The following is a 20,776-nucleotide window of genomic DNA, read 5'->3' on the forward strand; positions in this document are numbered from 1 at the left end:
TGCGGCTGGAATGATCAGTCGTCAGACAGATCCATCACTGCATTCATCAGATAGATGTGCGACGCGCCGTTCGGGATGACATATTCGTTCTGTCCCCAGAAGAACGGCCAGTCCTCGCGATTCTCCGGCAGGTCCGGTTTCAGCACGAGGATGCCGGGCACGGTGCCGCCGGCAATGTAGGAGAAGTCAGCCCGGTTGGTGCCGTAGGAGACCTTCTTCGACTGTGCGCCGACGCCGGAGACCAGCGACAGGTTATGCGCCGGGTGACGACCGAAGATGAAGTCGACGGCATCATAAATCTCGGCGGTATCGACCAAGCCGGGGAAGGTGCGGTGGATGTCATATTGCAGGATCGCACCATTGACGACCGTGCCGCTGCCAGCCCAGCCGCCGCGGGTGATCAGCACACCGAACGGATTGTCGGCCGCGCTCTCCTCGCGCTGGACAAGCCAGCTTTCGGATGCCGCGCGCACCTCTTCTGAATACGCCTGCGGCATCATCGGCACGATGGCGAGGGCGGATGTGCCGATGAAGGGGAAGAACTGCTCTTTGGCCTCGTCCCAGTACCGGCCAGCCGCTTCGGCGTAGGTGTCGTCGCCGGTCGTCAGCAGCAGCTCGGCAGCGGCGCGGAAGCGCTCGACCTCCACCGGCCCGCCGGTGGTGTTGCCATGGCGATAGAGATCGGGCTCCTTGCCTTCCTCCTCGGCGAAGGTCTCGACCGCAATGGAGAGGGCCTTGTCGGCCAATTCGTCATTATACCCTTCCAGGGCCCGTGCAGCGGCGGCGAGCCCGGCGAGGGAGCCATAGTTCAGCGCGCTTGACTTGGACGTGAACGCCCAGCGGTCATCAAGCTTGCCGGAGCGGCCGCTGCCGACTTCACCGGCAACCTCGTGTTCGCCGAGGCTGGCGTCATAGACGAGATTGTCGGTCTTGGTCACGCCATCGCCGAGATGGGTGTACTGACCAAGGTCGGGCTCGACGATGCCGTGGATGGCGTGGCCGACGGCATCGAACTGCGCGACCAGCTGCAGCGTGCCGTGCTCGATTTGTTGCAGCAGGTCGGCCTTGCCGTCGGGGATATGCATTTCCACATGGCGGATGTCTTGCTGGACCTGCGTCTGGTCACGGGTGATCCCGAACTTGTCCCAGGCTGCAACGAGAGTGCGGATCGTGCCATACTGGCTCTGTGTACGGATGTCATAGTCGCCGGCATCGTACCAGCCGCCAATGTTCAGGCCGGGGATGTGTTCCAGCGGCTCGAACGCCGTGTCGGTGGTCGGTCCCTGCGCATAGAGATCGTGGTGGACATGGTCGACCGGTGCCTGCAGCGCATCATCGAGATGGGAGGCCCCATGCCAGACGCGATAACCCTCATTGACGAACATATGGTCCATCTGCGCCGGGAAGAAGACGTCCAGCGTCGCGTGCCATGTCGTGTCGTAGACATCCTCGGCGATGGGGAAGGTGACCGTGCGCTCGCCATCATACTCGATGGCATAAAGCCCGGGCTCGGTGATGCTGCTGAAGTCGATGGTCGCATAGTCATAGCGCAGATAGTCGCCCCACGGTTCGACCGCCGGTTCCAGCACGGTGGAGACGGTGCCGTCGGCATCCATCTTCAGGATATTCGCGGTGGCTGGCGCGGTGTCGTTATCGTCAAGCTCGACGACGGCAATCTTGGAACGCTCCGGCGTATAGCCGACCTGCGAGAAGGAGACGACCGGTTCGCGTACGAAGTTCGGGTCGCTGTCGACATCGATGGTCCATTCGAGGACCTTGCCTTCCTTGCCAGCGGGCAGGAGGGAGCGGAACACATACCAGCCATTCTGGGCCTGGTTGCGGCCGTCATAGAGGGAGATGTCGGTGTTCCCGGCACTGAGGGTTATCTGATGGCTGTCATCGCCGGGGGCGAGCACGAAGGTCTTGGCGCTTGCGATGGCTTTGGCCTCAGCGCGCGTGCCCCAGGCCTCGTCCTGATACGGCATTTCCATGGCGCTCGACGCATAAGGCGGGAACAGGCCCGGTCTGCCATCGGCGAGATACGGCTTGTCCCAGTATTGCGACGGGATGAACTCGAGGTTGAACCCGGCCTTGCCTTCCAGTTCCCTGGGCAGGGCCTTTGGCAGGTTGACACTGACGACGACCTGGTCGCCCTTCGTCTCAGAGCGGATGGTGTAGGAAAAGTCGTACTCGTCATAATTCAGGGTCGCGGTGATGACGCCGTCTTCCTCGCTGACCTCGCGCTCGACGAACAGTCCGATCGGGTCCCATTGGCCGGGGGTCGCCGACAGGCGCACATCGCCATTGGTCGCGGTGCGGATTCCGTGCTGCACGATCTCGACGCCGGAAATCTTGGAGTCGGAAAACAGGCTGTCATAATAGTTGGAGAAGACGAGGACATTGGCGCCCGGCTTGGCGTAATAGCCGTCCTCCGTCAGTTCCATGTCCTGCGCGCCGGCGGTAGCGAGAACCCCGGCGGCGGCATAGGCAGCAGCGCAGGCAAACAGGCGTAACCCCTTGATGGTCATTGTATTTTCCTTCCCTGTGGCAGTTTATTATGTTTTGGTGAGCGCTAACATATCACGCCATCGCCAACAGTGCCACGGGGAAGGGCAAGCCCCTTTCGACCTACATTTGCCTCAGGGTCGACAGCATGGCGTCGAGGACCGCGCCGCCGAGGCGGGCGCAACGGGCCGGGGACCAGCCATACTCCGTGTCCGGCGTTTCGACCGTGTCCTTGAACGGCATTTCCAGCGTCATGGCGAGGCAGCCGAAGGTCCTGGCCATATAATTCGTGCAGATCGACAGGTCCGCACTGCCCGGTGCGCCCACCGGATAGCCGACCTTCGTCTGGAAATCCGGGCTGGCCGCGACATAGGCGTTCTTGAAATGGTCGAGCAGCATCTGGTCGCGATTGCTCCAGCCCTCGATGCCTTCAGCGCCTGCAATGAAGTTATAAGGCAGGGCTTCATCCCCGTGGACATCTAAAGAGAGATCGACACCGGTTTCCTTCATCTTTTCCAGCACGTGATAGACTTCGGGGCTTTTCTCGAGACTCGCCTTGTCCCATTCGCGGTTGAGATTGGTGCCGACGGCGTTGGTGCGCAGGTGCCCGCGGCGGGAGCCGTCCGGGTTCATGTTCGGCACCACATGGAAGACGACCTGATCGAGCAGGGTGCGGGCGACGGGATCGTCCTCGTCGAGCAGACGGTCGAGGAAGCCTTCCATCCACCATTCGGCCATTGTCTCGCCCGGATGCTGGCGGGCATCGACCCAGAACACTTTTTTTCCCTCGCCGGGCTCGCCGATGGTGAGCAGGTCCATGTCCTGCCCGTCGAGAGTATGGCCGAGGACGGAGACATGACAGCGGTCGGACAGGGCGGCCGACGCGATGAGGTCGGCATGGCGCTCCATGGAATAAGGTGCAAAGTAAGCATAATAGACCGAGTTCAGGCCCGGCGTATGATTGATGACCAGCTTGCCGTCCTTATACGTCGTGTCGACGCGGAACCACGTCTCGCGATCGTAAGAAGCGACGGCGCGGTAATCCGGCCAACCCTGCGGATAGGCGGCGCTCGCCGCATTTTCGATGGTCATCGTAACGGGTACGGCCTCGGCGCCGCTCAGCCGGAAATAGAACCACTGGTAGAAATCGGACTGATGGTCCTTGCGGATTTCAAGGCGAATATCGCTGGCGTCGTCACAGGCATTGCAGATGATGTTGCCGCCGTCGAAATTGCTGGAGATGATGAGTTTTTCCGGCATGAGAGCTCCTTGAAGCTGTTGCGTCTCGTGCCGGATAGGTAGGCCGTGTGTCCGGCTCTGGCAACCACCGGGACAGAACCCGGGTTGCCATGCCAGAGATTTACGTTGCTACTGACTGAAGGCCGACGGATGCTCGTCGGAAACGCCCAGTGCGCGTTCCAAAGCTGTGCCGACGCGGACGACGGCGTTTTCGCCAAAGAGAGGCCCCCAGATGGAGGTGGCACGGGGCACGCGGAAGGTTTCCACGCTTTCATCGGCTGGTTGGCCGAAGATCGTCCGTGTGGGGCGGTCGGCAAAGCCGGCTTTCAGCGCCAGGCAGGGATGGCCAGTGAAGTTCGTTGCCACCAGCGCGCCACCGGCAAAGTTCGGGCCGATCAGCACGTCTATATCCTCAAACACCGCGCCAACCTCGGCCATCACCCGGCGGCGCAGGCGGTCGAGCTGGATGTAATCGACGGCGGAATAGAAGCGCACACCGCGCCAAGAGTTCGGCCAGGCATTGTCGTCCTGCCAGGTCAGCTCGTCGTCGCGGTTTTCCAGCGTCAGCTCGGCGAAGGCGGCGGCGGCTTCGGCAAGCACGATGGTGGTCAGGTCGCCATAGGGCAGGTCGGGCCAGGCGACCTCGCGCATGGTCGCGCCGAGGCTGCGGGCCGCTTCCAGTGCTGCCTTGTCGACATCGTCGGCCTCTTCATACCAGCCGGGCACATAGCCGATGGTCATGCCGGCAAGGTCAGCCGTGCCATCATAGGCGAAATTGCTGCGCAGGCTGGACGGGTCGGATGCGTCATAGCCGTTGATGACGCTCATCACCGCGGCAGTATCCTCCGCATAGCGACAGATCGGGCCGATCTTGTCGAGCGACCAGCACAGCGCCATGGCACCGCTGCGCGAGACGCGCCCGAAGGTGGGGCGCAGGCCGGTCGTGCCGCAGCGCTCCGACGGGGAGACGATGGAGCCCAGCGTCTCGGTACCGATGGAGAAGGCGCACAGGCCCGCAGCCGTCGCCGAGGCAGAGCCTGCAGAGGAGCCGGAGGAGCCTTCATTCGGGTTCCACGGGTTGCGGGTCACGCCGCCGAACCAGATGTCGCCATAGGCGATGGCCCCGGCCGTGGATTTTGCCAGATGTACCGCGCCGCCTTCGTTGAGCAGGCGGGTGACCGTTGCGTCGTTTTCGGCGATCCGGTCCTTGTATGGTTCAGCGCCCCAGCTGGTGCGTATGCCGGCTGTGTCGATAATATCCTTCATCACGTAGGGAATGCCGTGGAGCGGCCCCTTGTCGGTACCGGCTGCGAGCAGCCGGTCCGCTTCGTCGGCCTGTTGCAGGGCAAGCTCTGGTGTGACGGTCACGAAGCATTCCAGCTGGCCACCGAAGCGCTCGATCCGGTCGAGATAGATTTCCGTCAGGCGGCGGGAGGTGATCGAACCATCGCGCAGCCAGCGACCCAAGGAGACCGCCGACGAAAAGGCGATCTGTGTATCCGTAGACGGAAGGCTGCCACTATCACCGGACGGGGCGAAGACTTCCTGTACAGGTGGCTCGGGGCTTTCAGGCAGGCGCGGGTCGAAAGTCAGGGCGGGGGCGAGATCGTTCGGCATCGCCTGGGCGCGGATGCTGGCGATTGATTCCAGTTGGCTTTCCACGAAGGAGAGCATCTGTTCGCGTTCGGCGCCGGTGTAATCGAGACCGAGGATCTTTTCGGCCTCGGACAGGGTATCGACCGTCAGTCCGCTACCCTCTGCCTCGTTCCCGGTCAGCCCTTGCGGTACACCCTGCATCCCGGTTTCTCCCTGTGATGATCCTTGAGATGATTGTTGCGAGCACGCACTGACGAGGGGAACCGTCAGGGCACCCAGCGTGGCCTTGCGCAGGAAATCGCGGCGCAGCTCACCATTCTGAGTGTCGTTCCTTGCTGGCGAATTTTCAGACTGTCCCTTGCTGGTCATTTAATGGCTCCTCGACCCAACCCGTTAAAACCTGTGAGCAAAGGTAAGCAGACCGTAGGGCGCGTCAAGCAGGCCTTTTGGCGCGCCAGCGGTGCAGTTGAGGCGGCTTTGATAGTCCAGCCTGTCACCCGTCTTGATTCGGGTATGCCAACGGGCCTAGGCTGCACCAAGGGAGAGTATGAGGGAGATTTTCATGAAGAAAAGTGTTTTGATGCTGATGCTCGGCGCGGTTGCGGCGACAGGGGTCACCGGGTCGGCGGTGGCTCAGGATCTGACCTTGGCAGACGATTCGCGCCTGATCCGGTCGGTTACGCTGGCAGAGCTGGAGGCGATTGTCGCCATCAAGGGCGATCAGCTGGTGTCCACGGGTGAGAATGGCGTCGTCTCGGTCAATGCCACAACCCCGGAAGGGCTCAGCTATCGCATGATCGGCACGGTCTGTTCCGAAGAGGCTGTTCCCAGCTGCAAGGGCATCCACATGGTAGTCACGTATGCCGTCAGCGATCGGGTAAATGACATGGTCGTCAACACGGCCAGCAAGCGCACCTTCGTGACGAGCGTCTGGCAGGAGGAAGGCCAGCTCGGCATCAGCCGGTACCTTATCCTCGATGGTGGCCAGACGATGGAAAACATCAAGATCAACTACGATAATTTCCTGTCCGCCGTAGACGCCATCGTTGCCGATATCTGGCCGGACTATGCCGAGGAAACAGAATACGAAGATCAGTAAACGGATCCGGCTTCAAGGCTCTATGCGCTGGCCGGCATAGTCGAAGCACCAGCCGCTGTCATCGGGACCCAGCCCGTTCAGGACATTGAGCATCTCGCCGGTCGAATAGTCCGGCGAGAACAGCTTGCCTTCCGGCACGTTCTTCTGGAAAGGCTCCGACAGTCCGGTATCGACCGTGCCGGGATGCAGGCCGACGATCAGCGCCTTCCTGTTCTTGCGCGCCAGTTCGATCGACATTGTGCGGATGACCTGGTTCAGCGCGGCTTTCGAGGCTCGATAGCTGTGCCAGCCGCCGATCCTGTTGTCGCCGATGGACCCGACCCTCGCCGACAACGCAGCGATGGCGGATTTCCGGTCACGGTCCAGCAGCGGCAGAAAATGCCTGGCGGCAATGGCCGGGGCGATGGTGTTGATGCGCAGGACTTCGGCCATCATGGTTGCATCGAGAGCGCTGTTGGATTTCTCCGGCGCGATATCGTCATCATGAAGAATGCCTGTCGCGATGATGCAAAGCTGTATCGGTCCGTCGATTGCCTTCGCCGCCGCGCTGACCTGTTCCTCGTCCGTGATATCGCACCCGGTAAAGCGGACCTTGCCCGAGCTGGCGGCCGGGCGACGCGAAAAGGCGTGAACCGTGGCGACATTCCCGGCTGCTGCGAGATGTCTGACGAAAGCCGAGCCGATGCCGCCACCGGCACCGAATACAACAGCAGTGATATTGTCGCCAAAACTCGACAGGTCGATCGCCATGTCAGTCCCTCTCATCCGGTTTCGCCTCGTTTGGTCTGGACTGGCGGCATCGCTGGGAGCAATAGCGCACACTGTCCCAGTCACGCGCCCATTTCTTGCGCCAGCTGAACGGCAGGCCACAGCCTGCGCAGGTCTTCTGCGGCAGGTCTGCCTTACTCACCGTCTTACCGTTGCGTTTCATGAGCGGTGATATAGAGAGGCTCGATTTGGCGGAAAGGGCAGTGCGGTCAATCCGCGGCACAGCTGTCGTCCGGGCAGGACCGGTTAACTGCGTCGAGCAGTTCTTCATCGGTGAAGGGCTTGAACAGCACGGCGCAGGCATCGAGCACATCGGCGCGCGTGGAGACGGATTCCAGCGTGTGGCCGGGCCCACCGCCTGACATGATGACCACCGGCAGCGTGTTGCCATCGGCCCGCAGGCGGGCGAGGACATCGAGCCCGTCCTCACTGCCCAGCCAGACATCGATGAGGGCACCGCAGAAATGCTGTTTTTTCAGCAATTCGGAAGCGCGGCTGCCGGTTTCGACATGGGTCGTTTCATAGCCATTGCGCTCCAGCACGAAGGAGACGGCCTCTGCCACGGTGGCGTCGTCTTCAATGATCAGGATTGACTTCACCTGGCATCCCCATTGTTCGCCATCCCGGCATGTTGCCCTGTCCTGGCCTTTTCTTTTGGTGCTGTCCTGCTTTCAGGTATCCAGACCCTGAATATTGCGCCACCCTGCGCACTGTTTCGCACGCTGACAATCCCGCCCCATCCTGTCACCATACCCTGTACCACGGCAAGCCCGAGACCGATGCCCTTGCCGCGTTTTTTCGTGGTGAAAAAGGGTTCGAAGATATGGGAACGGGTCTCCGGCGAGATGCCACTGCCTTCGTCCATTACATCGATCCAGACAAATGGCCCGGAGGAGGACGGGACGACATCGAGGTCTGCGGGCGGGATGCCGCCCCGGCCGGCGGATATGAAAATGTCCCCTGTGGCCTTCTGCGCATCAGATGCGTTTACCAGCAGATTGAGCATCACCTGTCTCAGCTCCACATCATCTGCCATCGCGAAAAGGCCTGCGCCCGGCGCGTCCAGATGGTAGACGAGGCCAGTCGGGGCAACATCCTGGGAATAGGAGAGTAGTTCGCGCAGGAACATGCCCAGATCCAGTGGTTGCAGGCCACTGGTGCCGCCACGTGCCATGGACAGGGTCTGGCGCAATATATCGCCGGCCTGCAATACGGCGGTGTTGATGCGCTCCAGCAGCTTCTCCCGGTCGGGCTGGTCCGGCTGTGCCTTGAGGGCACGGGCATAGACACCCGCAGGGTGCAGGATGTTGGAAAGCTCATGGGCAAGGCCGCCGGCGAACCGGTTCAGGGCTTCGATTTTCTGCAGTTCATAGAGTTTCTTCTGGTAGACGCCTTTTTCTTCGGACAGCCTGACACGCTCGGTGCGGTCGAACTCTACCGTCAGGATACGATCTATTTCGCCATTGTCGCCAGTCAGGGGGTAGACGTACACAAGCCAGTGAGTACCTTTCAACGGCCCGGCATTGACCCTGAGAGGGCGGCCGATAATCGGTTCAGGGCAGTCCATCACCTCTTTCAACAAAGGCTCGATATGGTGGCGGTGCCTGAGCCCCTCGACTGCCTGCTGCTTCTGGCCGATGACGTCTTGCGCCGTCACGCCATAGCTCTCTGTCAGTTCCCTGTTGATATAAAGAACCGCTCCCTCGCGATCCTGGACCATGACCCCCATAGGCAGGCGATCAAGAATATTGGAGGTCCGGCGATCGCGTTCAGCCATTCTTCGCTGGGAGAGAACCTGCTCCGTACGGTCATTGATGACGATAATGATCTCGTCATCTGAACAGGAACTGGCTGTGCAGTCATAGTAACGCCTTGAGCCATCGGGCCAGACCCAGCGCAGGACACCCTGCCAGGGTTTGCTGGAGGCAAGGAAGGCTTCATATTCCTTCCAGCGTAGCGCCTGCATTTCCTCCGTATCGTGATCGAGCATATGCCACGGCTTTCCGATGACATCCGCCTGAGCAGAAAAACCGAGCAGATGCCGGGCGCTGGAGGAGGCATGGACGATATGGGCGTTGCGATCGAAAATCGCGTAGCCGATCATGGACCGGTCGATGGCGTCCAGAATGTCCTTGTGGAGTGGTTCCATTGCACTTGCCTCTAGTTCCGCGGTCCCGGATGCCGCCAGGAAGAGGGTGGTCACTCGACCGGCGGTTTGGACAATCTTGAATGCAGCTTGTTCAGCGCAAGGGCAAGGGTCGACAATTCGTCTTCATCAAGTTCATGGACGATACGCGCGCAGCGATTGAGCGGATCATGTTCCAGGACGGCATGGCCTGCTTCGGTCAGGTTGATGATCTTGGTGCGAGAGTCGGTTGGTGAGTCGGTTACTTCGGCGAGGCCGCGGCTGACGAGGGAGGCGGTCGTGCGCGACGCCGGTCCGCTTGTAACACCGAGATATTTTGCAAGGCCCGCGACATTACGGCTGTTGGCGCCTGCCCGTTCCAGATAGCGCAGGGCCGACCATTGCACGGCGTGCAGCGCCTTAGGCTGCTTCTCGTCGTAGACGAGGCGGGCAGTCTGTTCCAGCAGGAGCGCTATACCGCGGGCTTTGCGGTCCGGTGTGATGTCTCTTTCCTCGCTCATTCACTCCCCCAAATGAGACGCCAGCTAACACGTTGTTTTTGCTGGCGCAGAAGGACGTTACAAAAAAACAATGCTAGTAGCAATGAAATTTCTTGACCCTTGTGATGTTACAAAATATATGTGTGCTACTAGCAACGAGTTGAGGTGCTTGGCGCGTCGACTCCGGCGTCTGGCTCGAGAGTTGCGTAAGTTTGAGTACGAGCCGGATCAGCCAAAGGAACACTGTTCCGTTGCAAGCCAGATTTGATTTTCGTCGGTTTCTCTCTCTCCCCCCTGACCGGCGAAACATCCGAGGGCGTTGTCAGCGTATCGGCAACGCCCTCTCTACTTTCAGGCCCCAAGCGGGCCTTTTGTTTTCGGCCCTTGCGGGCTCTTGGTCAGGTCCTTCGGACCAGTGGACATCCTGTCAGCTCTCTCTCCCCCTGCTGGCAGGATCAGGGGGTCGGTTCCTTAGGGTGCCGGCCCCCGCCTTGCTTCAATCGATCAGTGAACGTTTCTTTTCAGGTCCCGTACGATGAACCGTGCCGGTGACAGCATCGCCATGACGTCCGGGCTGACGGGCATGGGGATGCCGGTGATCATTGAAGTAATGATAGCGGCACAGAGGGGCGCGGTGACGAGTCCGCGCGAGCCGAGGCCGGTTAGCGCGTAGGTACTTTCTTGCCATGTGGCGAGTGGGTATGGGCCTTTCACGCCTGTGCGCAAACCATCATAGTCAGACAGGAACCGGCCCGTATCCGGCATCGGCCCTGCGACCGGGTGACGGTCTGCGGTAACGCACCGCCATGCGGCACGGGACGCATTCACTTGTGCCGTGTACAGGCCGGGAAGAACGGCCGATGCGGCATCGACATTGCGCAGGCTTCTTACCTCGTCCGGCGCCGGGGTCGGGAGGGCGCCTTGCGGAGCCTTGTCATAGGTAGCGCCGGTGACGAGCCTGTCGCCCAGCGGGGCTATGTAATTGCCGAAGGTGACGGCGCAGGCGGGTGGGGCCATGTCGAGAATATCGATCTGGCCGAGGGATGCGGAGAGATGACCGTCTCCAAATAGGCCAATGCTATTTGCGCCTGTGGCTTCGATGCGGACCGCAGCTGTTTCGGGTGCCGGCTCATTACGGATAATGATGCCCTGCAACAGAGCTTCGACGAAACGGGCGGGGCGGATCGTGCCTGCCTGCGGCAGGTATAGGTGCAAGGCGTCGTCCGGCAGGATCATATCGGTTGCGGCGATCTGTCGGGCGCGATCGCTATCGACCAGCTCAAGCCAGCCAGGCGGCAGGATGCCGCTTTCGGCGAGAGCGCGATGGCGGCCTGTATCTTCCAGCGTTAGGGCAAGAATGAGCCCGCTGCGGGAAGCGAAGATCTCCGTGTCCGTCTCTTTCTCCAGCTGCTCGATCAGGCGAACCGTGTGCAGCCAGGCCTGACGGTAGAATTGCCGTGCAGATGTATCGCCGAGGTCGAGCCGCGGCATGATGAGGCCCGCCGGATTGCCCGAGGCACCTGCCGCCATGCCGGAGGGATCATGGACGATGGCTTCGCGGCCTGCGCGTCGCAATGCCCAGGCAATGCTGGCCCCGGCGATGCCGGCGCCGGCGATGTGTATGGTCTCATTTCGTGATGGCCGGTGCAGGTTTGACAGGCTGAACCATGGGGCGGGGTCGTTCGGGGGAGCGTCCATGAAATCATCAGTGACCTGACGCCTTGCGATCAGCATCTCCCGCTTGCGGCCGAAGCCAGGTGTCTTTTCGATTTCAAAGCCGTTCGCCTGCAGGCGACGGCGCACGGCCCCGGCAACGGTGAAGGTGGCAGCTGTCGCACCGGAGGCGCTGAGCCTGCCGATTTCTGTGAAGAGCTCCTCGCGCCACATGCCTTCGTTGAGGGCAGGGGAGAAGCCGTCGAGAAACCAGGCATCAGCCTTGAAGTCGGCATTCGTCAGCATGCTGCCAGCTTCGCCAAGGGCGAGGGTCAGCGTGACATCAGGTGCCAGATAGAGCGTGTGGAAGCCGGGGGTCAATGCGGGATAGGCGGCGGCGAGGCGCTCCGCATAGGGAGCAAGATCGGGCCAGCGTTTGGCCACATGATCCTGCGCCGCATGGAAGTCATTCGGGGTTAGTGGAAAGCCTTCGACGGAGAAGATGTGGAGGTGGCCCTGGTCATGGCCTCGCTCGTTCCATGCCTGCCATGCAGCGAGAATGTTCAGCCCGGTGCCGAAGCCCATTTCGGCAATGGTGAAGATATTGCCTTCATTAAGGGTGGCGAAGCGGGTGGGCAGGTCATTGCCCGCCAGAAAGACATGCTGCGTTTCCTCCAGTCCGCCGAGATCGGAGAAATAGACGTCCCCGAACGCGGTGGACCGGACCGAATCGCCCGCCGACCAGTCGAGGTCGGCAGTGGGAAGGGTGTCGTTAAAGGGGGGGGCCTTGCTCATGAGGGCTGAATAAGCCCGTCGCAGGCGTCAGGCAACTGCAGGCATTTACCCCTTCAGCGCTTCCAGCACGGCATCGGAAGCGTAACCATCCGGCTCCATGCCGTTGGCCTCTTGCCATTTGCGCAGGGCGGCTCGGGTGCCGGCACCGATGATGCCGTCGACCGGGCCCGGATCGAAACCGGCATCGGCGAGGGCCTGCTGCAGTGCCTTGCGTTCGCTGAGCGACAGTGGGCGGTCATTACGCGGCCAGTCCTTGGAAAAGCCTGTCGCGCGACCGGCGATGTGGTCGCTGAGGAGGCCGATGCCCAGGGCGTAGGACGTGGAGTTGTTATAGCGCAGGATCGCGTTGAAGTTGGAAAAGGCGATGAAGGCAGGGCCGGCGGAACCGGCGGGCACGAAGATAAAGCCTTCCTCGTTCAGGTCGATATGATCACCCAGCGCGGTGCCGTCAGCTTTCGTGACGCCCGCTTGCGACCATGTCGCGGCGCTCTTGCGGATCGATCGGTCAGCGGAGGAATAATCGAAATTGTCCGGCAGGGAGACCTCGAAGCCCCATGGCTGGTCGGCGGTATAGCCCGACTTGCGCAGGTAGTTGGCGGTGGACCCGAACACGTCCGGCAGGTCGGCCCAGAGATTGCGGCGGCCATCGGCATTCTGGTCGACGGCATAGGCGAGATAGGTCGTCGGGATGAACTGGGTCTGGCCCATGGCGCCGGCCCAGGAGCCTTTCAACTGGTCGCGGTCGGCGAAGTCCTTGGTGATGATCTCCAGCGCAGCGAGCAGCTGTTCGCGGCCGAAGCTGGTGCGGCGGCCTTCATAGCCAAGGGTTGCAAGGGCAGACAGGACATCATAATTGCCGAGGATCGCGCCATAGGCGGATTCAAGCCCCCAGATGGCGGTGATGATTTCCGCATCGACGCCATAGGCGGCCTCGATCTCGGCTAGCAGTTCGCGGTTGGCGTTATAGTTGTTGAGGCCGTTGGAGACGCGGGTGTCGGAAACGGCGATGTCGAGATATTCCCAGATCGCCTTGGTAAATTCAGGCTGGTCGGCGTTCAGCTCCATAACTCGGGGGATGCGAGAGACGCTCTCCATTTCCTCGTCATAGATGCTGGCGGGGATGCCTTTCTCGATGGCGGTGGCGCGAAACTCGTCTTTCCAGGCGTTGAAGCCCGTTTCGCCGTCATCCTGAGCTGCGGCAAGGCCGCTGAAGGAAAGTGCGCCAGCAGCGGCGAGGAAGGCGAGGGGGCGTAGCGTCATGGGTCGGCACTCCGTCTATTCTGGTTAACTACCCGCGATTCTAGGCAAAATTCCGCTTCCCCGTCCAGTGACGAAGCAGACAGGAAGGTTAAGATAGCGGATACCGGTAATACCGGGACAAGCTGTTCCCGTAGAGTTGGGCCTTGACAGTCAGGGGGCTGTCCGCTACCTCCCACCGCTCACGGCGGCGCCCCCGGCGCAGCCTCACGGAATTCCTGAACACGAACGCACTAATCAAGGGCGCCAAGGCCATGAAAGTAAGAAGCTCGCTTAAATCCCTGAAGAACCGTCACCGCGATTGCCGCGTCGTGCGCCGCAAGGGACGCATCTACGTGATCAACAAGACCCAGCGCCGTTACAAAGCCCGCCAGGGCTAAGGCCGGGTCTTTCGGTCCCGTGACCGCGACGATTCTGACAAAAACCTCAATTGCCGAAAAGCGCAGCGCCCTCTACAGTCGAGGCATGCGCTTTTTTGCTTTTTACTTTTCCGCTATTGCCTTCCTGGTTTTTGGGCTGTCTGCAGGTCTTGCGCCAGCCGCCGCTGACCAGACCGATCCGTCGCTGGAGGCGCTGTTCGCCGAACTGCGCGACGGCACGGTGATCGACGCGCAGGCGACGACCGATCGCATCGTCGAGGTATGGGCGACCGCGCCGAGCCCGACCGTCAACATCCTGTATGAGCGGGCGACCGAGGCGATGTACAATGACGAGTATGATCTCGCGGACGAGCTGGCCAACCACATCACCGGGCTGGCGCCGCATTTCGCGCAGGGCTGGGTGCTGCAGGCCAATATCAAGATTGCGCTGAACGACCGCCAGCGGGCGCTCGATGCCTATCGCGAGGCGCTGGAACTGGAGCCGCGCCATTTCATCGCCTCCAGCCAGCTGGCCGATATCCTGAATGCCAATGGCGAGGACCGGGCGGCGTTCGATCTCTACCAGCAGGCGTTGCAGTGGAACCCGCATTATGCGCCTGCGCGCGATGCCTCCGCCCGCCTGCGGCAGGTCCTTACCGGGCAAGAGATTTAAGCAGACATCCAGACCTTATCCTGCCGCCAGCAGGGCCATCCCGCCGAGATACAGAACCAGAACGAGGCTGCTTTCGAAGCCTATGCGGGCAAAGCCGCGCTTTTCGCGCACGATCAGCCCGGCGATGAGCACTGCGGTCATCAGGATCGTCAGGGCGAGAAGGAAGGATTGCTGGCCGGAAATGGCGTGATAGATCGAGCCTTCACGATAGGCCGCATCGGCACCGGCGAGGAACAGCACGTCGAAAAGGTTCCCGCCCATGATGCCGCCGACCGCCAGTGTCAGTGCGCCGCGGCGCACGGCGGCGATGGTGGTGACAAGCTCCGGCGTCGACGTGGCGATGGCGGTCAACAGCGCGCCGGTAACGCTCTCGGACAGCGAGAAGGTCGTCATCAGTGTCTCGCCACTCAGGGCGATGGCCCAGCCTGCGATGCCGGTGATGCCGGCAAGAATGCAGAACTGGATGATCAGGCTCGACAGGGACATGTCGGCATTGGCCTCGTCAGGTTCGTCCATACGGGTTTCGCGTGTCTGCTCTGGCTGCCATTGCGGGAAATGCCGTGTCTTGCGCGACAGTCGCAGGCCCAAGACGTAGAAGCCGACGAGGAACAGGCTGGCCGGGTGGATGCCATGGACGGTCCAGTCGGGCCCGCCCATGGCGATTAGCGGCACGGCGAGCATGCCGGCCAGCATGATGCCGTAGAGCAGGTTTTCTATGGAGGCTGCGGCGTGCTCGAGATTGACGCGCTTGTGAAAGAAGTCCGCCGCAACGAGAAACACCGTCTGCGCAGCGATGCCGCCGACGGCGTTGCTGACGGCAAGTTCCGGCAGGCCGCGTGAGGCGGCGACGACAGAGGTCGTCAGGCCGGACAGGGATGTTGCCGCGCCGAGAAGCACGGCACCGACCAGCGCCTCGCCGAGACCCGTACGGTCGGCGAGCCTGTCGGCGACACCGGCGAGGCGGGACCCGGCAGCGAGAATGACCAGCGTCGCGAATGCAAATATGGAAAGGGCGACGGTCGCGCTCATGCGGCCTGCCCTTCAATAAATTCAGTCATGAGCCCTCTTCTTGCGCCCGTCAGTGATTCCGGAGCGCCTCGATCAGCTCGTCCTTGTCCATGTCGGAGCGGCCATCGATGCCGATCTCCTGGGCCCGGTCATAGAGCTCATCCTTGGTCCAGTCTTCGTAAGCGTTCGCCTCGCCGCCTTTTTTCGACGGATGCTGGTCGTTATTGGCCTGTGCATTGGCAATGCGAGCGGCCTTTTCCTTGGAATTGCCTTCCTCGCGCAGCTTGTCATACAGCTCGTCATCCTTGACCTGGGGGCCGTGATTTCCCTTTGGCATGATGTCCTCCAGTGAGATTGCAGTTGACGAACGGCGGGGAGGATAAAGGGGTTCCCCGCTGCGGCGGATCGCCCATCTGCACCTTGTGGAAAACATCGCCTTGTCCAAGGCGGGGGCGGCGGGTGTATTAGGACTTCGCGAAAAATCCACACGTTTCAGTCTCGAAGAGGATCAGACCATGGCCGACGGTTCAGCAAATATGGAAACACTGGCTGAGGGCTCCGGCGGGGTCGCCGCCGAACGCCTGCGCTCCTTCATCGAGCGGGTCGAGCGCCTTGAAGAAGACAAGGCCGCGATCATGGAAGACATCAAGGAAGTCTATGCCGAAGCCAAGGGCGAGGGCTATGACACCAAGATCCTGCGCCAAGTGATCCGTATCCGGAAGATGGACCGGGCCGAGCGTCAGGAGCAGGAAGCGATCCTCGACCTGTATCTCTCCGCACTGGGGGAATAGGTTCCTGCCCTGAGTGAGGGCTCGCTCGCGGCAACGCCTGAATTCTTGATCCTGCCAGCGATGCTGGGTAGGCTTTTCGAGAAAGAGGGGAGCCGCCGTGAAAAATTCAATTATCAGATCCATTCTGTTTGGCGCGTTTGCGCTGACAGGTGTTATTTCTGCTGCCATTGCGCAGGATGAGCCAACACCCAAAGAGCTCGGCGCGAAAATGGCCGACATGGTGTTCGGTGCGGGCAAGGTGCCTGCCGATGCTTCAACGGCCCAGCCGAAAGAAGGGTGCAGCGAGAACAGCGTCGAGATCTGCGTTGAGCAGTTCATGGCCGCGATCACCCAGCTGGAAGAAAGTGGGGGCGGCGCGGGGCTATACTCCGGCGGGCAGTACGACATGGCAGCGCTGCTAAGCGGGGCCGCTGCCTGCGATTATGGCGACGGGCGCAGCTGCTATCTTCTGGGTACACTCTATACCGACCCGCCACTCGCCGGCCGCCAGCCGGATATCAAGGCCGCCAATGACTATTACCAGAAAGCCTGCGATCTCGATTTTGCAGCGGGTTGCGGCGCGGTCGCCTATTATGGCGACAGGGCCGCGCTGGGGGTTCCGGCAGAGCACAGGGCATCGATGGCAAAAAAGGGTTGCATGCTGGATGATGAAAACTCGTGCACCTATTATGGTCTGTATGCGAGCCAGGGCGTCGGCATGGAAGTTGATCCCATGCTGACCTTTGCAGCCTTCATGAAGGCTTGCGATCTGTCGAGCGCGGCGGGCTGCGCCAATGTCGGCGCCATGTATGAATACGGAAACTTCGCGCCGCAAAGCATCGAGCGGGCCTCAGGCTATTACGACTGGGGTTGCAGGCTGGGTAATGCCGGAGCCTGCCAGTCAATGACCCGCCTGCACGCCGAGGACGGCCCGCTGCCTGATGAGGCGAATGTGGCTGCGGCTAAGGCGAGGGCCTGCGAAATCAAATCCGATCTGTGTGCGGAGTAAAAATTTAGTCTTTTTATCAGTTGTTCTCTGCGCGACTTCCAATCCGCCGGCCGCCATGAGCCCGAAAAGGATGCCGAGGGCGAGATTGTCGAAGATCAACCAGACGAACAGCGTTACCAGAAGGAAGGCGCCGACACTAAAGACGCGATGCGGCCCGCCTTTTTTGTCGGTCTCCGGATTATCGTGACTGCTGTTCGCCACTATTTGCCCTTTTCCAGAATCCGAAACCGTTTATCACATACGACAGCGGGCAGTCGCCGAATAGCTGGCACGATAGGTCGTGTCCGTGACTTTTTGGGCTGCCCCGTCAGGGCGCGAGGTCAGGCCGACGACGGTGCCACCCTGGTTCTGGCAGGCGGTGCGCGCGGCACCTTCTGCAGCGCTTCGGGCCTGGCTGGAGGCGGACGAGGCAGAAGCGGTGAGGCCCGATGTGGCACTGCGGGTGATGGTGACGATATTGGGCTGCGCAGCAGACGATGCGCCGGAGGTCGAGGGCGCGGGAACCGAGCCGGGCCCGGTATTACCGGCGGGCCTCATGCCTTTCTGATAGTCTTCCCAGATCGTGGTAATGCCGTTCTCGGGTCTACCGCCCATCGGCGCGCGCGCACCGGTATAGCGGGGGCGCTCACGACGGTCGATCACGAGGGCCGGGTTTGAGAACAGATTGTATTGATCGACCGTAGCCGGAACGAGGTTTTCAGAGCTGCTCGCAATATAGCGCATGGTGCCATTGGGCACAGTCTGTGCTGTGGGATGGGGGTTGATTTCCACCGTGTACGTTCCAATGTCCCACAAATTCAAGACCTGTGTCCCCGCCTCGAGAAATCGTTCCAGGGCAAGGCCAACCGTATAGCGATTGTCGCCATCGCGGTAGCAGCCAGGGGCAATCTGCTCACCCGCGGGATTGTCCAGGACAGGAGGATAGAACGCAATCCGGGATACATAAATGCGTCGGATTCTCATATTTTCGATTGCATCGAAAAAGTCCGCGGCTGACTCAGGACCCGTCTGACACGTCGTTTCGCCTTTGTCAGTCGAGCAAATTGACGGTGTCTGTACGCTCGCTGTCGTTTCACGATAATAGTCCGGATTATGCGCCGTATCTTCCAGATGCATCAAAACGTTGCGGCATTCGTTTTTGACAGTGCCCTGCGCGTGCGCGCTGCCCAGCGCCATGATGGCGGCAAAAAGTCCGGTGACAAGATGTTTCATGTGCTCCCCCAAGCTGATGTCAACTTCAAGCGCCACCTCGAATTCGAATGACGCTACAGTCATTAAAGCGCAACACCAAGACAGTTGACAACCGCCTTGCACATAATGTCGACGCCCGCATCAGGGTCGATGCGGGCGCAAAGAGTGTCGTGAAGACTGTCGTTTTGCAAATACTGTATGGAAAAGAGGCTTTAACAGTTTTTACCCCGTCCGTTTTACATCCAGCCCCTGTTCGCGGACCTTGCGGTAGAGGGTCGAGCGACCGATGCCGAGGCGTCGGGCGACTTCCGACATCTGACCATTGTAAGTATCGAGGGCCAGCGTGATCAGGTCCTTCTCGATGTCGTAGAGCGAGCGCAGGTGACCTTCGCGGTCGAAGACCGTCAGGTCGCCTTCCTCAAGCGTTACCGTGGCGGCGTCGCCATTGGCGGTCATATCTTCCGTGCCGGTATTGATGCGTGGCAGCTCGCTTGCCTTTTCATCGACATGGACCGGCGGACCGGAATGGATGTCTGCGGCCTCGAACTCATGGGCGAGGAACGGGAAGTCGGCGGCGGTCAGATAGCTGCCTTCGCACAGGACGACGGCGCGGAAGATCGCGTTTTCCAGCTGGCGGACGTTGCCCGGCCATGGCTGTTCGACGAGTACATCCATCACCTCGTGCTGGACGCCCTGAACATCACGGCCTTCCTCGGCATTATAGCGATTGATGAAGTGCGTGATGAGTTCCGGGATGTCTTCCTTGCGCTCGCGCAGGGGCGGGACTTCCATCGGGAAGACATTGAGGCGATAGAACAGGTCCTCGCGGAAGGTGCCGCGGGCGACTTCTTCCGACAGGTCGCGGTTGGTGGCGGAAACGATGCGCACATCGACCTTGACCGGCGCCTTGGAGCCGATCGGGTCGACCTCTGATTCCTGCAGCACACGGAGCAGCTTGACCTGGGCGTCGAGCGGCAGCTCGCCTACCTCGTCGAGGAAGATGGTGCCGCCATCGGCCTCTTGGAACTTGCCGACATGCTTGGCATGGGCCCCGGTGAAGGAGCCTTTCTCATGACCGAACAGGATGGATTCGACGAGATTTTCCGGCAGGGCGCCGCAGTTGACGGTGACGAAGGCTGCGCCGGAGCGTTCCGAGGTGCCCTGGATGGCGCGGGCGATCATTTCCTTGCCCGTACCGCTCTCACCGGTGATCAGCACCGGGATGGAGGATTTCGCGGCGCGCTCGGCCATGGAGAAGACCCGGCGCATGGTGCCGCCATTGCCGATCAGGTCCTCGAAGGACAGGGCATTGACCTGCTTGCGCTGGAGGCGGGAGACCTCGCTCTTAAGCGTTTTCATGTTCAGCGCGTTGTTGATCGAGACGATGACGCGTTCCGGCGAGACCGGCTTGACGAAGAAATCGACCGCGCCCTTCTGCATGGCTTTGACCACCGTATCGATGCCGCCGCGAGCGGTGAGGATGATCACCGGCAGGTTGTCGCGGATCTTGCGCACCTGTTCCAGCGTGTCCATGCCATCGAGGCCGGGCATCATGAGGTCGAGCATCATCAGGGAGACGGCCTGGCCCTCCGGCGAGCGCAGGATATCGACGGCTTTCTGGCCATCGTCGGCATGCATGACGAAATATCCGGCACGTTCGCACACCGCCTGCATCAGCCGGCGCTGGGTCGGGTCGTCATCGACGATCATGATTGTTTTTGCCATCAGGCCCATTCACCCTTCAGAAACAGTGTTATGGCGTCACAATAGGCGAAGTCAGGTAAACAGGGGGTTTAAGCTGTGCCGATTTGAGGCGCGTTATGCCCCCGGTGGCATTTTTGCGAAATTCTCGGGCGAATGGTGTTTATTGGCTTGGCCAGAAGTGATAAGTCACGCTATGAAAAGCCGAATTTGCGGGTGACCGCACCGACAGCGATACTCAAAGGAGTGAAAACCGATGGCTGAGAATGATTACGTCCGCGGCAGCATGGATGTCAGCGACCAGAAATCCACCTATCACGCAGTGATGAAGTACGGGATGGAGTGGGGCGCCCCGTTTTCCCTGGCTCTGGCGACGTTTTTTACCGCGCTGCTGGTCGGTGCGAATTTCTTTCTCACCCTGCTTATCATCTTCCCCGCAGTGCTGATCGGCTGCCATTTGTTTGTCAAAACCTTCCTGTCTCATTAGGTCATAGGGGCGGCACCAATGCCGCCCTTTTCGTATCACAC

20 protein-coding genes are annotated in these 20,776 nt (G+C 60.9%); 6 read left to right on the top strand and 14 right to left on the bottom strand.

The window, feature by feature from the left end:
• Nucleotides 1–14: 14 nt before the first annotated feature.
• From FF098_RS02090 to FF098_RS02100, 3 genes are all read right to left on the bottom strand, one after another.
• Nucleotides 15–2,528: a glycoside hydrolase family 9 protein gene (locus FF098_RS02090; RefSeq protein ID WP_155136698.1), complete on the bottom strand. Its 2,514-nt coding sequence runs from the start codon at nt 2,526–2,528 to the stop codon at nt 15–17.
• Nucleotides 2,529–2,628: 100 nt separating this feature from the next.
• Nucleotides 2,629–3,765, bottom strand: coding sequence for a M14 family metallopeptidase (locus FF098_RS02095; RefSeq protein WP_155136701.1), 1,137 nt, complete (start codon nt 3,763–3,765; stop codon nt 2,629–2,631).
• A gap of 108 nt (nt 3,766–3,873) precedes the next feature.
• Entirely contained in the window at nt 3,874–5,709 is a 1,836-nt protein-coding gene (locus tag FF098_RS02100) for an amidase (RefSeq protein ID WP_205967340.1), read from the bottom strand.
• A gap of 193 nt (nt 5,710–5,902) precedes the next feature.
• On the opposite strand from FF098_RS02100, the gene FF098_RS02105 reads away from it, so the two are divergent.
• Complete coding sequence (locus FF098_RS02105) at nt 5,903–6,439, top strand: type III secretion system chaperone family protein (RefSeq protein ID WP_155136704.1); 537 nt, start codon at nt 5,903–5,905, stop codon at nt 6,437–6,439.
• 12 nt (nt 6,440–6,451) lie between these two features.
• Here the strand turns inward: FF098_RS02105 and FF098_RS02110 are convergent, their stop codons facing one another.
• The 7 genes from FF098_RS02110 to FF098_RS02140 all read right to left on the bottom strand — a co-directional run bounded on the left by FF098_RS02110 (nt 6,452) and on the right by FF098_RS02140 (nt 13,540).
• The gene (locus FF098_RS02110) at nt 6,452–7,204 is read right to left on the bottom strand and encodes an SDR family NAD(P)-dependent oxidoreductase (protein ID WP_205967341.1); all 753 of its coding nucleotides are present in this window, start codon (nt 7,202–7,204) and stop codon (nt 6,452–6,454) included.
• Complete coding sequence (locus FF098_RS02115) at nt 7,191–7,370, bottom strand: DUF2256 domain-containing protein (RefSeq protein WP_155136707.1); 180 nt, start codon at nt 7,368–7,370, stop codon at nt 7,191–7,193. The genes FF098_RS02110 and FF098_RS02115 overlap by 14 nt, the downstream gene beginning before the upstream one ends.
• Nucleotides 7,371–7,416: 46 nt before the next feature.
• Nucleotides 7,417–7,806: a response regulator gene (locus FF098_RS02120; protein WP_155136711.1), complete on the bottom strand. Its 390-nt coding sequence runs from the start codon at nt 7,804–7,806 to the stop codon at nt 7,417–7,419.
• On the bottom strand, nt 7,803–9,356 hold the full coding sequence (locus FF098_RS02125; protein ID WP_155136713.1) for a PAS domain-containing sensor histidine kinase: 1,554 nt from the start codon (nt 9,354–9,356) through the stop codon (nt 7,803–7,805). Before FF098_RS02125 ends, FF098_RS02120 begins: the two co-directional genes overlap by 4 nt.
• A gap of 50 nt (nt 9,357–9,406) precedes the next feature.
• Nucleotides 9,407–9,853, bottom strand: coding sequence for a MarR family winged helix-turn-helix transcriptional regulator (locus tag FF098_RS02130; protein WP_155136716.1), 447 nt, complete (start codon nt 9,851–9,853; stop codon nt 9,407–9,409).
• A 483-nt stretch (nt 9,854–10,336) separates the two neighbouring features.
• The gene (gene mnmC2 / locus FF098_RS02135; RefSeq protein WP_155136719.1) at nt 10,337–12,280 is read right to left on the bottom strand and encodes a tRNA (5-methylaminomethyl-2-thiouridine)(34)-methyltransferase MnmC2; all 1,944 of its coding nucleotides are present in this window, start codon (nt 12,278–12,280) and stop codon (nt 10,337–10,339) included.
• A gap of 45 nt (nt 12,281–12,325) precedes the next feature.
• Nucleotides 12,326–13,540 (bottom strand): lytic murein transglycosylase, encoded by a 1,215-nt coding sequence (locus FF098_RS02140; protein ID WP_155136722.1) that lies wholly within the window; start codon nt 13,538–13,540, stop codon nt 12,326–12,328.
• A 251-nt stretch (nt 13,541–13,791) separates the two neighbouring features.
• On the opposite strand from FF098_RS02140, the gene ykgO reads away from it, so the two are divergent.
• A complete protein-coding gene (gene ykgO, locus FF098_RS02145; RefSeq protein ID WP_155136725.1) occupies nt 13,792–13,917 on the top strand; it encodes a type B 50S ribosomal protein L36 in 126 nt (41 codons plus the stop codon).
• Between the two features lie 85 nt (nt 13,918–14,002).
• Nucleotides 14,003–14,569, top strand: a complete 567-nt coding sequence (locus FF098_RS02150; RefSeq protein ID WP_155136728.1) for a tetratricopeptide repeat protein — start codon at nt 14,003–14,005, stop codon at nt 14,567–14,569.
• A 15-nt stretch (nt 14,570–14,584) separates the two neighbouring features.
• Here FF098_RS02150 and FF098_RS02155 read toward each other — a convergent pair whose 3' ends face one another.
• Together FF098_RS02155 and FF098_RS02160 are read right to left on the bottom strand one after the other, a co-directional pair.
• Complete coding sequence (locus FF098_RS02155; protein WP_155136731.1) at nt 14,585–15,598, bottom strand: sodium:calcium antiporter; 1,014 nt, start codon at nt 15,596–15,598, stop codon at nt 14,585–14,587.
• A gap of 49 nt (nt 15,599–15,647) precedes the next feature.
• Nucleotides 15,648–15,914 carry a DUF7218 family protein gene (locus tag FF098_RS02160; protein ID WP_155136734.1) on the bottom strand — a complete coding sequence of 89 codons (267 nt, stop codon included), beginning with the start codon at nt 15,912–15,914 and terminating at the stop codon, nt 15,648–15,650.
• 178 nt (nt 15,915–16,092) lie between these two features.
• On the opposite strand from FF098_RS02160, the gene FF098_RS02165 reads away from it, so the two are divergent.
• Together FF098_RS02165 and FF098_RS02170 are read left to right on the top strand one after the other, a co-directional pair.
• Complete coding sequence (locus tag FF098_RS02165; protein ID WP_188544048.1) at nt 16,093–16,368, top strand: DUF2312 domain-containing protein; 276 nt, start codon at nt 16,093–16,095, stop codon at nt 16,366–16,368.
• A 97-nt stretch (nt 16,369–16,465) separates the two neighbouring features.
• Nucleotides 16,466–17,356 carry a tetratricopeptide repeat protein gene (locus FF098_RS02170; protein WP_155136737.1) on the top strand — a complete coding sequence of 297 codons (891 nt, stop codon included), beginning with the start codon at nt 16,466–16,468 and terminating at the stop codon, nt 17,354–17,356.
• 234 nt (nt 17,357–17,590) lie between these two features.
• On the opposite strand, the gene FF098_RS02175 is transcribed toward FF098_RS02170, so the two are convergent.
• Nucleotides 17,591–18,568, bottom strand: coding sequence for a hypothetical protein (locus tag FF098_RS02175; protein WP_155136740.1), 978 nt, complete (start codon nt 18,566–18,568; stop codon nt 17,591–17,593).
• 201 nt (nt 18,569–18,769) lie between these two features.
• The gene (locus FF098_RS02180; RefSeq protein WP_155136743.1) at nt 18,770–20,272 is read right to left on the bottom strand and encodes a sigma-54-dependent transcriptional regulator; all 1,503 of its coding nucleotides are present in this window, start codon (nt 20,270–20,272) and stop codon (nt 18,770–18,772) included.
• Nucleotides 20,273–20,504: 232 nt separating this feature from the next.
• Here FF098_RS02180 and FF098_RS02185 point away from each other — a divergent pair, with 232 nt between their 5' ends.
• Nucleotides 20,505–20,735, top strand: coding sequence for an aa3-type cytochrome c oxidase subunit IV (locus tag FF098_RS02185; RefSeq protein WP_155136746.1), 231 nt, complete (start codon nt 20,505–20,507; stop codon nt 20,733–20,735).
• Nucleotides 20,736–20,776: the final 41 nt, after the last annotated feature.

It is taken from the genome of Aquisalinus luteolus (assembly GCF_009712425.2).
Lineage (GTDB): Bacteria > Pseudomonadota > Alphaproteobacteria > Caulobacterales > Parvularculaceae > Aquisalinus > Aquisalinus luteolus.